A 13,219-nucleotide genomic window follows, 5' to 3' on the forward strand; every position below is an offset into this window, starting at 1 on the left:
GCGAGAGGGGAAGATCGATGACGCTGACATTCTACACCAACCCGCAATCGCGCGGACGGATCATCCGCTGGATGCTGGAAGAGGTGGGGGAGCCGTACGACACCGTGGTGCTCGATTACGCCACCACCATGAAGGGCGACGAATACCGTGCCGTTAATCCGATGATGAAGGTGCCCGCCATCGTTCATGACGGCCGGGTCGTGACCGAGGCGGCGGCGATCTGCGCCTATCTGGCGGAGGCGTTTCCCGCCGCCGGCCTCGCCCCGACCGACGAGGAGCGCGCCGATTACTACCGCTGGATGTTCTTCACCGCCGGGCCGATGGAGGCGGCGATCACCAACAAATCGATGGGCGTCGCGCCGGAGGGTCGCCAGCAGCAGATGGCGGGATACGGCAATTTCGATCTCGCCGCGCAAGTGCTCGACGGCGCCGTCGCCCGTCACCCCTATATCGCCGGGGACCGCTTCACCGCCGCCGACGTCTATGTCGGATCGGGCGTCAGCTGGTTCACCCAGTTCGGCCTGCTCGACAGGACGCCGGCCTTCGCCGCTTATCTCGACCGGCTGTACGCGCGCCCGGCCTTCACCCGCGCCGCCGCGCTCGACGATGCGGCGATCGCGGCGGCGAGCCCGCCGGCCGGCTGACGGACCGGGGGTGTCGTTCGCGGGAAACTAACCGCCGCCATCTCGTTGTCGCTCCGTAACAGGAGACGGACGATGTTGTTCACGACGCCGACGCAATTCGCGGTGCTGGGGCTGGTGCTGGTCGCGGGATGGCTGCTCGGGCTGGCCAGCCACTCGGGCGGTCGCAAGTGGAAGGAGCGCTATGCCGCAGAGCGAGAGGCGCATGCCGCCGCCCGCCGCGACGCCGATACACGCGTCGCCGAGGTCGAACGCCGTCATGCCGAACTGGAACGCGAGCGGGCGGCGGCGGTACCCGTCGCCACTTCGCGACCCGTCGCCGCAGCGGCGATCAGTCGTCCGCTGGCCGCGACCGCCGCCCGCCCGGCCTACCCCGCCGGCGACCGTCGCGGCTGGTTCGACTGGAACCGGCCGACGGTGCGGTAGCGGCTATCCGGCGAGCGCCGCTTGTGCCGCCGCCAGCCGGGCGATCGGCACGCGGTACGGGCTGGCAGAGACGTAATCGAGCCCGACCTTCTCGCAAAAGGCGATGCTCGCCGGGTCGCCGCCATGCTCGCCGCAGATGCCCAGCTTGATGTCGGGCCGGGTCTTGCGCCCGCGTTCTGCGGCCAGTTCGATCAGCTCGCCGACCCCCTCGACGTCGATGCTGACGAACGGGTCCTTGGGATAGATGCCCTGCTCGACATAGGCACCCAGGAACCGGCTGGCGTCGTCGCGGCTGACACCCAGCGTCGTCTGCGTCAGGTCGTTCGTCCCGAACGAGAAGAACTCACCCGACTCGGCGATCTCGCCCGCCTTCAGCGCCGCGCGCGGCAGTTCGATCATCGTGCCGACCAGATATTCCACCGCTCGCCCGCGCTCCTCGAACACCGCCTTCGCCGCCCGGTCGACCACGGCCTTCATCAGGTCCAGCTCGCGCTTGGTCGCGACCAGCGGGATCATAACTTCCGGGATCGGCGCCGCCCCCGACTTCTCCGCGACGTCGATCGCCGCCTCGAAGATCGCGCGCGCCTGCATCTCGTAGATCTCGGGATAGGTCACGCCCAGCCGGCACCCGCGATGGCCCAGCATCGGGTTGAACTCGTGCAGCTCGTTCGCCCGCCGCTTCAGCGTATCGACATCCACCCCGGCCGCCGTCGCGACCTCGGCGAACTCCGCTTCCTCATGGGGCAGGAACTCGTGCAGCGGCGGGTCGAGCAGGCGGATCGTCACGGGCAGCCCGGCCATCACCTCGAAGATCGACAGGAAATCGCTGCGCTGCTCGGGCAGCAGCTTGTCCAGCGCGGCACGGCGGCCCTTCTCGTCCGACGCCAGGATCATCTGGCGCACCGCCGTGATCCGCGCCGCGTCGAAGAACATGTGTTCGGTCCGGCACAGTCCGACGCCTTCCGCCCCGAACTCGCGCGCGACGCGGCAGTCCTCCGGCGTCTCGGCATTGGCGCGCACCTTCAGCCGACGCACCTCATCCGCCCACACCATCAGCGTCGCGAAATCGCCCGCCAACTCCGGCTGCACCGTCGCCACCTCGCCCGCCATCACCTCACCCGTGGCACCGTCGATGGTCAGCGTGTCGCCCTCGCGCACCTCGCGTCCGCCCACGCGCATCACCTTGTCCTTCGCGGAGATCGCGATGCTGCCCGCGCCCGACACGCAGGGACGGCCCATCCCGCGCGCGACCACCGCGGCGTGGCTGGTCATCCCGCCCCGCGCGGTCAGAATGCCGCGCGCCGCGTGCATGCCGTGGATGTCCTCCGGGCTGGTCTCGGTCCGCACCAGGATTACCGCTTTGCCATCGGCGTTCCAGCGCTCCGCCGTGTCGGCATCGAACACCGCCGCACCGGATGCCGCGCCGGGCGAGGCCGGCAGGCCCTTGGCGATGACGTCGCGCGTGGCGGAGGGATTGAGGGTCGGGTGCAGCAGCTGGTCGAGCGCCATCGGATCGACCCGGGCGATCGCCTCCCGGTGCGTGATCAGCCCCTCGTTCGCCATGTCGACCGCGATCTTCAGCGCTGCCTTCGCGGTCCGCTTGCCCGACCGGGTCTGCAACATCCACAGCTTGGCCCGCTCGACCGTGAATTCGATGTCCTGCATGTCGCGATAGTGGTTCTCGAGCCGGTCGAAAACGGCTGCCAGCTCGGCATAGACCTCGGGCATCGCCTCTTCCATCGACGCGGGCTTCGCTCCGGCTTCCTCGCGCGCTGCACGGGTCAGATATTGCGGCGTGCGGATGCCGGCGACGACGTCCTCGCCCTGCGCGTTGATCAGGAACTCGCCATAATAGGCCCGGTCCCCCTTCGACGGATCGCGGGTGAAGGCGACCCCGGTCGCGGAGGTTTCGCCCATGTTGCCGAACACCATCGCCTGCACGTTGACCGCAGTGCCCCAGGTCGCCGGGATGTCGTTCAGCCGGCGATAGACCTTCGCCCGCTCCGACTGCCACGATCCGAACACCGCGCCGACCGCACCCCATAACTGGTCGTGCACGTCCTGCGGGAACGGCTTGCCCCACTCCTTGGCCACCAGATCCTTGTATTCGGCGACCAGCGCCTTCAGGTGACCGGCGGTCAGCTCGGTATCGAGCGTGAAGCCGTTATCCTCCTTGGCGATCTCCAGCGCCTCCTCGAACGCGCCGTGATCCAGTTCCAGCACCACATCGGCATACATCTGGATGAAGCGGCGATAGCTGTCCCAGGCGAACCGCTCGTCGTCCGCGGCCACGGCCAGCCCCTCCACCGTGGCGTCGTTCAGGCCCAGGTTCAGGACGGTATCCATCATCCCCGGCATCGACACCCGCGCGCCCGAGCGGACCGAGACGAGCAACGGGTCGCCGGCATCGCCAAACCGCTTGCCGGTGATTTCCTCGATATGCGCGATCCCCTGCGCCACCTCGTCGCGGAGTGAAGCCGGGAATGCCTCGCCTTCCTCGTAGTAACGCGTGCACATGGCGGTGGAGATGGTGAAGCCCGGCGGCACCGGCAGCCCGATCGACGCCATTTCGGCCAGGTTCGCGCCCTTGCCGCCGAGCAGGTTCTTGTCGCCCTTCCCCCCGTCGGACACCCCGCCGCCGAAGCGATAGACGTATTGTTCGTCAGCCTGCGGGATCATCGCGGTCGCCATCGGTCGCTCCTTCATCGTCGATGCATACGTATGCTTGACGATGCCCTAGCAGCTTGGTGCGCGATGTCGATCCCTGCTGACGGGCGCTACCGGGACGGCTCGACGATCCTGGAGAAATCGGCGACGCCGTGTACCGCCTGCCGGATGCGGGCGAGCAGGGACAGGCGTGCGGCGCGCTTCGCCGGATCGGGATCGTTGACCGTCACCGCATCGAAGAACGCATCGATCGGCGCGCGCAGCATCGCGAGTGCCGCCATCGCGCCCTCGAAATCCTCCTTCGCCACTGCATCGGCCGCGGCCGGTTCCGCCGCATCCAGCGCCGCGATCAATGCCGTTTCGGCCGGTTCGAGATCGTATCTCGCCCCTGACTCGCCGGCGGCACCGGGCGTACCGTCAGGCATCTCCTTCTTCAGGATGTTCGCCGCCCGCTTGTATCCGGCGAGCAGGTTGACGCCATCCTCGGTGCCGACGAACGCCTGCAATGCCCGCACCCGCGCCAGCAGCCGGACCAGATCGTCCTCGCCGCCCAGCGCGAACACCGCATCGATCAGGTCGTGGCGGACTCCTGCCTCGCGCTGCTGCACCTTCAGGCGATCGGCGAAGAACTCGACGACCGACGCACCGACCTGCCGGCTGGTGGTCAGCCGCTCGTCCAGTGCCCGCTCGTACGCGGCACCCGCCTGCCCTACCGCCTGCCGGAACGCGTCGGTCGCGACCTCCGCCTCCATCCGCATGAAACGGGTCAACTGCTGGACGAACCGGGATGCCTGCACCTCGGGGCGCAGCGGTTGCCCGACCGGCGATCGCCACGCCGCCAGCGCCGCGACGGGCATCAACCCGATACGCAGGCCGTTCCGCTGGATCAGGCGGATGACGCCCAATGCCGCGCGCCGCAGGGCGAACGGATCCTTCGATCCGGTCGGCTTCTCGTCGATCGCGAAGAAGGTGGCGATCGTGTCCAGCTTGTCCGCCAGCGACACCGCGACGGTCACCGGATCGGTCGGCACGTCATCGCCCTGCCCGACCGGCTTGTAATGGTCGCGCACCGCCGCCGCGACCTGCGGATCCTCGCCCTGCGCGGCGGCATAATAGCCGCCGATCACACCCTGCAATTCCGGAAACTCGCCGACCATGCCGGTGACCAGATCGGCCTTCGCCAGTCGCGCGGCCCGTTCGGCGAGCGCGGGGTCGGCGTCCTTGACGATCCCCTCCTCCACCAGCCAGCGTGCCAGTTTGGCGACCCGGTCCACCTTGTCGGCGACCGTTCCCAGCTTCTCGTGAAAGACGATCTTGTCCAGCTTCGCCGCCTGCTCCTCCAGCGACACCTTCAGATCGGTGTCGTAGAAGAAGCGCGCGTCCGACAGCCGTGCCGCCAGTACCTTGCGGTTGCCCTCGACGATGCGCACGCCGCCGTCCGACGCCTCGATATTGGCGGAGCAGACGAAGGCGTTGGCGAGCGCACCGTTCGCATCGCGGCAGACGAAATACTTCTGGTTCACCCGTGCGGTCAGCTGGATCACCTCGGGCGGCACCGACAGGAACTCGGTGTCGAACCGGCCGAGCAGCGGCACCGGCCACTCGGTCAGCCCGGCATTCTCCGTCACCAGCCCCTCGTCCTCGACCAGCGCCAGCCCCGCCTCCGCCGCCAGCGCCATGGCCCGCGCGCGGATCAGGTCGCGGCGCTCCTGCTGGTCGACGATGACGTGGCAGGCGCGCAGCTTCTCGACATAATCCGCCGCGGACCCGATCGTGATCGCGCCGGGATGGTGGAAGCGGTGGCCCATCGTCGCGGCACCGCTCGCCACGCCGGCGACGGTGCACGGCACCACCTCTTCGCCCAGCAGCGCGACGATACCCTGAAGCGGGCGAACCCAGCGCACCGTCTCCGCCTCGACCGACGCGGCGCCCCAGCGCATCGACTTCGGCCAGGGAAAGCTCCGCACGATCGCCGGGATCGCCGCGGCCAGCACGTCCGCCGTGGCGCGGCCCGGCTGTTCGGTCACCGCGAAGAACACGCCGTCGCGCTCGACCAGCTGCTCGCGCGTCAGACCCGTCTTGCGCAGGAAACCGTCCAGCGCCTGCGGCGGCGCGGAGGATTTCGGCCCCTTCACCTCCTCCGATACCGCCTCGGTCGCCAGCGGCAGGTCGCGCGCGATCAGCGTCAGGCGGCGCGGCGTCGCATAGGTTTCGATCGCCGCCGCCGACAGTCCGGCACGTGCGATCTCCGCGGCGAACAGGCGCGCCAGATCCTCGCGCGCCTTGTCCTGCATCCGCGCCGGGATTTCCTCGGAACGCAGCTCGAGAAGAAAATCGCTCACGCCGCCCATCCGTTCTTGGTCATGTGCGCGGCGCACGCGCCCTTCGCCAGATCGCGGACCCGTCCGATATAGGCCTGTCGCTCCGCCACCGAGATCACGCCCCGCGCCTGGAGCAGGTTGAAGCTGTGGCTGGCCTTGATCGCCTGTTCATAGGCCGGGATCGGCAGGCCCGCTGACAGGCAGTTCTCGCACTCGGCCACCGCCTTGCGGAACAGGTCGAACAGCGCGTCGGTGTTCGCGACCTCGAAGTTCCAGGTCGACATCTGGCGCTCGTTCTCCAGGAACACGTCGCCATAGGTCACGCCGGCGTCGTTGAAGGCCAGGTCGTACACATTGTCCTTGTTCTGGATGTACATCGCCAGCCGCTCGAGCCCATAGGTCAGCTCGCCGGCCACCGGCTTGCAATCGAACCCGCCCATCTGCTGGAAATAGGTGAACTGCGTCACCTCCATCCCGTCGCACCAGACTTCCCATCCCAGTCCCCACGCACCCAGCGTCGGGCTCTCCCAGTCGTCCTCGACGAAGCGGATGTCGTGCAGGCCCATGTCGACGCCGATCGCCGCCAGACTGCCCAGATACAGTTCCTGCAGGTCGGGCGGGCTCGGCTTCAGGATGACCTGGTATTGGTAGTAATGCTGCAGCCGGTTGGGGTTCTCGCCGTAGCGGCCGTCGGTCGGACGGCGGCAGGGCTGGACATAGGCTGCATTCCACGCGTCCGGCCCCAGTGCGCGCAGCGTCGTCGCCGGATGGAAGGTGCCGGCGCCCATCTCCATGTCATAGGGCTGGAGGATGGCACATCCCCGCTCGCTCCAGTAATCGTGGAGCGTCAGGATCATCTTCTGGAAGGATAGCGGCTGGGTCACGGTCGCGGTCTCTGACCGATGGTGGACGCTCTAGCAAGAGCAAGGGCATCGCCCTACGTGGGCGAGCATCGCCCGAACGAAGGAACGACCTTGCGCTTCACCCGCTCCCGCCCGCTGCGCGCCGTCGCATCCGCCCTGTCGCTGCTGCTGGCGCTGCCCGCCTGCGCGAAGACGACGCAGCCGGCGGCGGCGGCGACCGACGCCGATCCGGCGCTATGGGTGGTGCGCGACAAGGATACGACGATCTACCTGTTCGGCACGATCCACGTCCTGAAGCCGGGTCTGACCTGGTTCGACGAGGCGGTGAAGACCGCGTTCGACCGGTCGGGCGAACTGGTGCTGGAAACGGTGCTCCCCGATCCGCAGGCGATGGCCGGCCTGGTCCAGGTTGCTGGCCGCGCCAGGCCGGGCACCCCGCCCCTGACCGAGCGGGTTCCCGCCGACAAGCGCGCCGCCTTCACCGCCGCGGTCACCGCGGCGGGCCTGCCGGCCAACGCGTTCGATTCGTTCCAGCCCTGGCTGGCCGCGACCCAGCTTTCGATCGGCCCGGTCAACAAGGTCGGCTACGAAACCGCGCAGGCGCCCGAGGCAGTATTGACCCAGGCGGCGAAGGCGGCCGGCAAGCCGGTCCGCGGGCTGGAGACGCCCGAGCAGCAACTGGGCTATTTCAGCACTTTGTCGGACGCGGCGCAGATGGAGATGCTGACCAGTTCGCTCGACGAGCTGCCGAAGGTGGACGGCACGATCGGCAAGATGGTCGACGATTGGGCGCATGGCCGCCCCGACGCACTCGCCGCCCAGATGAACGACAGCCTGAAGGATTCGCCGGAGGTCGCCCGCGTCCTGCTGCTCGACCGCAACCGTCGCTGGGCGGAGTGGATCCGCCAGCGCATGACCCGGCCGGGCACCGTCTTCGTCGCGGTCGGCTCGGGCCATCTGGCCGGCAGCGGCTCGGTACAGGCGCAACTGGCGAAGCAGGGGATCAGGGCGCAGCGGGTGAAATACTAGCTGCCGCACTTCTTTCTCCCTCTGGACAAGGGAGGCGCCGGGCGCGGAATGGCCCGCCTGTCCGGTCGGGGAAGTCGGCGCCATCTTGCCTTCGGCGCCCCGTCCCGCTATGCGCGCCCGCTTCCGGCCATGGTCATCCCTGGAGGCGTGTCCGGAAATTCTGCAACGAGTTTCGGAGATTTGACATGAGCGACACGATGACGCTCGCAGCCGAGACGCGTGACCGGGTTGGCAAGGGAGCCTCCCGGGCGCTGCGTCGTGACGGCCGCGTCCCCGCCGTGATCTACGGCCAGAACAAGGAACCGGTGGCGGTTCACCTCGAGGAGAAGGCGCTGACCAAGGCGCTGATGACCGGCCACTTCTTCAATTCCGTCGTGATGGTCGGCGGGGAGCGCACCCTGCCCAAGGACGTCGCGTTCCACCCCGTTACCGATCGCCCGACGCACGTCGACTTCCTGCGCATCGGTGAGCATTCGACCGTGACGGTCGCGGTGCCGGTCGTGTTCGCTGACGAGGACGAGTGCCGCGGCATCAAGCGTGGCGGTGTGCTGAACATCACCCGCCACGAGATCGAGCTGGTCGTCGACGCCGCCGACATCCCCAGTGAGGTCACCATCTCGCTGAAGGGTCGCGAGATCGGTGATTCGATCCACATCTCGGACGTGACGCTGCCCAGCGGCGCGACGCCGGCGATCGAGGATCGCGACTTCGCGATCGCCACGATCGTGCCGCCGACCGTGCCGACCGCGCAGGACGAGGCCATCGAGGCCGAGGTCGCCGAGACCCAGGCCGCCGAGTCTGCCGCAGAGGCCCAGGCCGACGCTGCCGAGGACGAGTCGAACGGCTGATCCCACCGGATCGATCGTATCGGGGCAGGGTGGCGGCAACGCTCCCCTGCCCCTTTTCGTTGGGGCATCCCGCAAGGCGCCGCCGCACCCGTGACGACGTGGACGCAAGGCGCGCTTCACTCCTGTGCAAGGATCGGAAAGCATGCAGATCTGGGCCGGGCTCGGCAATCCGGGCGCACAATATGCGATGCAGCGGCACAATGTCGGCTTCATGGCCGCAGACGCCATCGCCGAGATCCACGGCTTCGGTCCCGTCCGCAAGCAGTTCCAGGGTTGGACGCAGGAAGGCAGGATCGGTGCGCACAAAATCCTGCTGCTGAAGCCCGCCACCTTCATGAACGAGAGCGGCCGCGCGATCGGCGAGGCACTGCGCTTCTACAAGCTCGGCATCGACGCGCTCACCGTCTTTCACGACGAACTCGACCTGGCACCGTTTCGGGTCAAGGTGAAGACCGGCGGCGGCGCGGCCGGCCATAACGGCCTCCGCTCGACCGACCGGCACTGCGGCCAGGAATATCGCCGCGTCCGGCTGGGCATCGGCCATCCCGGGCACAAGGACCGCGTGCATGGCTACGTCCTCGGCAACTATGCCAAGGACGAGATCGACCCGCTCGCAGCGATGCTGGGCGCGGTGGCGGCAGAGGCCGGCTGGCTTGCCGATGACGACGACGCCCGTTTCATGAACGATGTCGCCCTTCGCCTCGCCTGAACGGCCCGGCCTGAACGCGCGCAAGTGATAGTCGTTCTCAATTGAGATATGTGTAAGTGATAGTTGCTCGCAACTGGAACAGTCACAATGATACTTATTCGCATCTTGCGTGAGAGTTGATCGCAACAGTTGTTTATTGTTGTTTCGGGAACTTTCCGGGCTTATTTGCCGTTCAGCAGACAACAACTCAGCCACGGAGAAACATCATGGCCCTCACGACCGCCGGCACCGCAGCATGCGCCAAGTGCAAGTTCTTCGATACCGAGCAGAGCGCCGATCTCGGCCTGTGCCGCTACAACCCGCCGATCAGCCAGCCCAGCGGCGACACCGCCGGCGTGTGGCCGAAGGTGGAGGCCAGTGACTGGTGCGGCCATTTCGAGCCTGCCTCGGCCTGAACGGCCGCTCGGCCGGCCCAGCCGGTCGCAGCATGCGGACTGAAGACGCCGGTCGCCGGGAGAATTGCTCCCGTGCGGCCGGCGTTGTCGTTTCGAATACCTGCCGCTGATCTATCAGGCGGCTTTGGGCATCTCTTTCGTCAGCATCGTGAGCAGCAGGGTGATCCCCTCCCCTTCGCGTTCGATATGCCGCCGCAGGGCGTTGAGCGTCAGGCGCGCCGCCGCCCGGTAATTGGCCGGATCGGCGACGATTGCCTCGTCCTTCCAGCGCATCGAATGCGTCCGGAACGCCTCGCCCGCCGCAATGCACTCGATCTTCATCGCCCGGCCCAGCATCGCCCGCTCCGCGCTGCCCGACGACACCGCCGGATCGAACACCTCCTCGTGCTTGAAGATCTGATAGTCGCGCAGGACGTCCGCCATCTCGGCGCGCAGGTCGGTTCGTTCACGGTCCAGGCCGGCATCCAGCGCCGCCGCGCCGCGTGCCAGAATGTCGAGGGCACGACGCTGATGATCGTGCAGTCGGTCGAGGGGCTCGTTGCTGTCCATCGTCGATCCCTCGGTCTGCGCCGGTTACGGATGCGTTGACGATACGACCAAAGTCTCAGTCCGGTCGACGAGCCGATTCGGTCCGGAAGAACCTGCCGACCGCGATTCGCCGACGCCACGAACCGCCGCTTGATCGCGACCGGTCGAAGCGCGCCGGCAACGATCCGATTGACGAGAGCGCGGCTACATCGTAGTGAGAGGCATTCTCATTAGCGTCGGGATGCCCCCATGTACGACCTGATCGACCGTCCCGTTGCCGAACTGCCCGCCTTCGAAGGGCGGATGCTGGCCGGGATGCGCCGCTGGGTCCACGCGCTGACGCTCGCCGGCGCCGCGCCTGCCGTCGCTCCGGATCAGGAGGCGTTCGACGACGCGATGCGGGCGCTGGACCGCGGCTCGACCGATACCCTCGTGTTCCAGCGTCCGTGCCATTCCACCGTCGAGGAGACGGAGGCGGTGGTACTCGGCCTGTGGCGGCTGGTCCGGGCGGATCGCCTCGCGACCGCACATGCCGCCGCCGGCGCGCTCGTCCATGCGGGTGAGGTGCGCGCGATGGTCTCGGCCATGGTCCGCGCGGTCGCCGCTCACCGCGATTGACAGTACCGCCTCTCGCCCGGCACTCGGGCGTGGTGACGATCAGGCAACTCTTCCCCACCCTCCTCTACCAGGACATGATCGACGGCGACCTGATCGCCGAGATCGAGCATAGCTGCCGTGCGCTGGCGGAAGACGACGGCGCCGGTCGCCGGTGGTCGCGCGAGCATGGCTATCGCGGCTACACCTCCTACGCCTCGCTGAACGACCTGCCCCGTCGCGATCCCGTCTTCGACGATCTGCGCCGGGTGCTCGACCGCCACGTCGCCCGCTTCGCCGAGGCGGCGGCGTTCGATCTGGGCGGCAAGCGGCTGAAGCTCGACAGCCTGTGGGTCAACGTCCTGCTCGCCGGCGGCCATCACGGCGCCCATCTCCATCCGCACAGCGTCGTCTCGGGCACGGTCTATGTCGCCGTTCCGCCCGGTGCCGGCGGACTGAAGCTGGAGGATCCGCGCTTGCCGATGATGATGGCCGCCCCCACCCGCCGCGCCGACGCGCCCGATGGCATGCGCCTGTTCGAGACCGTGATGCCCGATGCGGGCACGCTGCTCCTCTGGGAGAGCTGGTTGCGGCACGAGGTCGTGCCCCATGCCGGCAAGGCCGGCGCCGGCGGCGAACGCATCAGCGTCAGCTTCAACTATCGCTGATACACGGTTCGCCGCGCTCTTCGCACCTGCGGCATTAACCCGATTGATACCCGTCCTCGACGATGGTTAATGGCCAGCGGGCACAAGGAGCGCGGCCGGGGGGCCGCGCCAGACGAGCGAGGGATCATCAAGTGGTTGAAGTGGCGGTCGCGACCTACGGAGTATTGGCCAGTTTCGTGCTGTCGGGTGCCGAGCGGAACAAGCGCGAGGGCCGTCCGAATCCGCCGATGGTGGAATATACCGGCTTCGCGCTCTGCGCCCTGTCCACCGCCGCGGCGATCGGCCTGCCGGTCTGGGCGGCGGCGAACTATATGGGCGTCATCTGATACGTTGAGCGGCGGACCCATGGCGGCTAGAGGGGCGGCAACTCCCCTCTTCCAGGAACGACCATGGGTTTCCGCTGCGGCATCGTGGGCCTGCCCAATGTGGGCAAGTCCACCCTCTTCAATGCATTGACCGAGACGGCGGCGGCCCAGGCGGCCAATTACCCGTTCTGCACGATCGAGCCGAACGTCGGCAACGTCGCCGTTCCCGACGACCGGCTGCAGGCGCTGGCCGCGATCGCCGGCTCCGCCCGGATCATCGAGACGCAGCTGGCCTTTGTCGACATCGCCGGGCTGGTCCGCGGCGCGTCGAAGGGCGAGGGGCTGGGCAACCAGTTCCTGGGCAACATCCGCGAGGTCGATGCGATCGTCCACGTTCTCCGCTGTTTCGAGGACGGCGACGTCACCCATGTCGAGGGCAAGGTCGATCCGATCGCCGATGCCGAGACGGTCGAGACGGAACTGATGCTCGCCGATCTGGAAAGCCTGGAAAAGCGCGTACCGAACCTCGCCAAGAAGGGGCAGCAGGGCGACAAGGAGGCGAAAGCCGCCGCCATCGTCCTCGGCCGCGCGCTCGACCTTCTCCGCGACGGCAAGCCCGCCCGCCTGACCCCGGTCACCGATCCCGAGGAACAGCGCCTATTCGCGCAGGCGCAGCTGCTGACCGCCAAGCCCGTCCTCTACGTCTGCAACGTCGACGAGGCGCATGCCGCCGATGGCAACGCGTTCAGCCAGCGCGTGTTCGCCCGGGCGGCGGCGGAGGGTGCCGAGGCGGTCGTTGTGTCCGCTGCGATCGAGGCGGAGATCGCCACCATGCCGGCCGAGGACCGCGGCGAGTTCCTGGCCGAGCTGGGACTGTCCGAAACCGGCCTCGCCCGCGTCATCCGCGCCGGGTACAAGCTCCTCCACCTCCTGACCTTCTTCACCGTCGGCCCCAAGGAGGCACGCGCCTGGACGGTCGATGTCGGCGCGAAGGCACCGCAGGCCGCCGGCGCGATCCATTCCGATTTCGAGCGGGGCTTCATCCGCGCCGAGACGATCGCGTACGACGATTACATCGCCTGCAAGGGAGAGGCCGGCGCCCGCGATGCCGGCAAGCTGCGCGCGGAGGGCAAGGAATATGTCGTCCACGACGGCGACGTCCTGCTCTTCCGCTTTAACGTCTGACGCGGCGGGCGGCCCCGCTCGCCTGCCGGGAGGTACAGCC

Annotated in this window: 14 protein-coding genes; 10 read left to right on the forward strand and 4 right to left on the reverse strand. The window is 68.0% G+C overall.

Annotated elements, in window-relative coordinates:
• The first annotated feature begins 17 nt into the window (after positions 1 to 17).
• Together ABC319_RS06365 and ABC319_RS06370 are read left to right on the forward strand one after the other, a co-directional pair.
• Complete coding sequence (locus tag ABC319_RS06365) at positions 18 to 644, forward strand: glutathione S-transferase family protein (RefSeq protein WP_413069416.1); 627 nt, start codon at positions 18 to 20, stop codon at positions 642 to 644.
• Positions 645 to 716: 72 nt separating this feature from the next.
• Positions 717 to 1,067, forward strand: a complete 351-nt coding sequence (locus ABC319_RS06370; protein ID WP_413069417.1) for a hypothetical protein — start codon at positions 717 to 719, stop codon at positions 1,065 to 1,067.
• 3 nt (positions 1,068 to 1,070) lie between these two features.
• On the opposite strand, the gene ppdK is transcribed toward ABC319_RS06370, so the two are convergent.
• From ppdK to ABC319_RS06385, 3 genes are all read right to left on the reverse strand, one after another.
• A complete protein-coding gene (gene ppdK / locus ABC319_RS06375) occupies positions 1,071 to 3,758 on the reverse strand; it encodes a pyruvate, phosphate dikinase (protein ID WP_413069418.1) in 2,688 nt (895 codons plus the stop codon).
• Positions 3,759 to 3,844: 86 nt separating this feature from the next.
• The gene (gene glyS, locus ABC319_RS06380) at positions 3,845 to 6,076 is read right to left on the reverse strand and encodes a glycine--tRNA ligase subunit beta (protein WP_413069419.1); all 2,232 of its coding nucleotides are present in this window, start codon (positions 6,074 to 6,076) and stop codon (positions 3,845 to 3,847) included.
• Positions 6,073 to 6,912, reverse strand: a complete 840-nt coding sequence (locus ABC319_RS06385) for a glycine--tRNA ligase subunit alpha (RefSeq protein ID WP_413071630.1) — start codon at positions 6,910 to 6,912, stop codon at positions 6,073 to 6,075. The genes glyS and ABC319_RS06385 overlap by 4 nt, the downstream gene beginning before the upstream one ends.
• A gap of 117 nt (positions 6,913 to 7,029) precedes the next feature.
• Between ABC319_RS06385 and ABC319_RS06390 the strand changes: the two genes are divergently transcribed.
• The 4 genes from ABC319_RS06390 (at position 7,030) to ABC319_RS06405 (ending at position 9,899) form a co-directional block, all read left to right on the forward strand.
• Positions 7,030 to 7,947: a TraB/GumN family protein gene (locus ABC319_RS06390; RefSeq protein ID WP_413069420.1), complete on the forward strand. Its 918-nt coding sequence runs from the start codon at positions 7,030 to 7,032 to the stop codon at positions 7,945 to 7,947.
• Between the two features lie 185 nt (positions 7,948 to 8,132).
• Positions 8,133 to 8,795, forward strand: coding sequence for a 50S ribosomal protein L25/general stress protein Ctc (locus ABC319_RS06395; protein ID WP_413069421.1), 663 nt, complete (start codon positions 8,133 to 8,135; stop codon positions 8,793 to 8,795).
• A 142-nt stretch (positions 8,796 to 8,937) separates the two neighbouring features.
• Entirely contained in the window at positions 8,938 to 9,504 is a 567-nt protein-coding gene (gene pth, locus ABC319_RS06400) for an aminoacyl-tRNA hydrolase (protein WP_413069422.1), read from the forward strand.
• A gap of 206 nt (positions 9,505 to 9,710) precedes the next feature.
• On the forward strand, positions 9,711 to 9,899 hold the full coding sequence (locus tag ABC319_RS06405) for a hypothetical protein (protein WP_413069423.1): 189 nt from the start codon (positions 9,711 to 9,713) through the stop codon (positions 9,897 to 9,899).
• A gap of 114 nt (positions 9,900 to 10,013) precedes the next feature.
• On the opposite strand, the gene ABC319_RS06410 is transcribed toward ABC319_RS06405, so the two are convergent.
• Entirely contained in the window at positions 10,014 to 10,448 is a 435-nt protein-coding gene (locus tag ABC319_RS06410; protein WP_413069424.1) for a hypothetical protein, read from the reverse strand.
• 228 nt (positions 10,449 to 10,676) lie between these two features.
• Here ABC319_RS06410 and ABC319_RS06415 point away from each other — a divergent pair, with 228 nt between their 5' ends.
• The 4 genes from ABC319_RS06415 to ychF all read left to right on the forward strand — a co-directional run bounded on the left by ABC319_RS06415 (position 10,677) and on the right by ychF (position 13,179).
• On the forward strand, positions 10,677 to 11,045 hold the full coding sequence (locus ABC319_RS06415) for a hypothetical protein (RefSeq protein ID WP_413069425.1): 369 nt from the start codon (positions 10,677 to 10,679) through the stop codon (positions 11,043 to 11,045).
• A 32-nt stretch (positions 11,046 to 11,077) separates the two neighbouring features.
• On the forward strand, positions 11,078 to 11,689 hold the full coding sequence (locus ABC319_RS06420) for a TIGR02466 family protein (RefSeq protein WP_413071631.1): 612 nt from the start codon (positions 11,078 to 11,080) through the stop codon (positions 11,687 to 11,689).
• 131 nt (positions 11,690 to 11,820) lie between these two features.
• Complete coding sequence (locus ABC319_RS06425) at positions 11,821 to 12,015, forward strand: hypothetical protein (protein ID WP_413069426.1); 195 nt, start codon at positions 11,821 to 11,823, stop codon at positions 12,013 to 12,015.
• A 63-nt stretch (positions 12,016 to 12,078) separates the two neighbouring features.
• On the forward strand, positions 12,079 to 13,179 hold the full coding sequence (gene ychF, locus ABC319_RS06430) for a redox-regulated ATPase YchF (protein WP_413069427.1): 1,101 nt from the start codon (positions 12,079 to 12,081) through the stop codon (positions 13,177 to 13,179).
• The last annotated feature ends 40 nt before the right edge of the window (positions 13,180 to 13,219 follow it).

Origin of the sequence: Sphingomonas phoenicis, assembly GCF_047238005.1 — a bacterium.
Lineage (GTDB): Bacteria > Pseudomonadota > Alphaproteobacteria > Sphingomonadales > Sphingomonadaceae > Sphingomonas.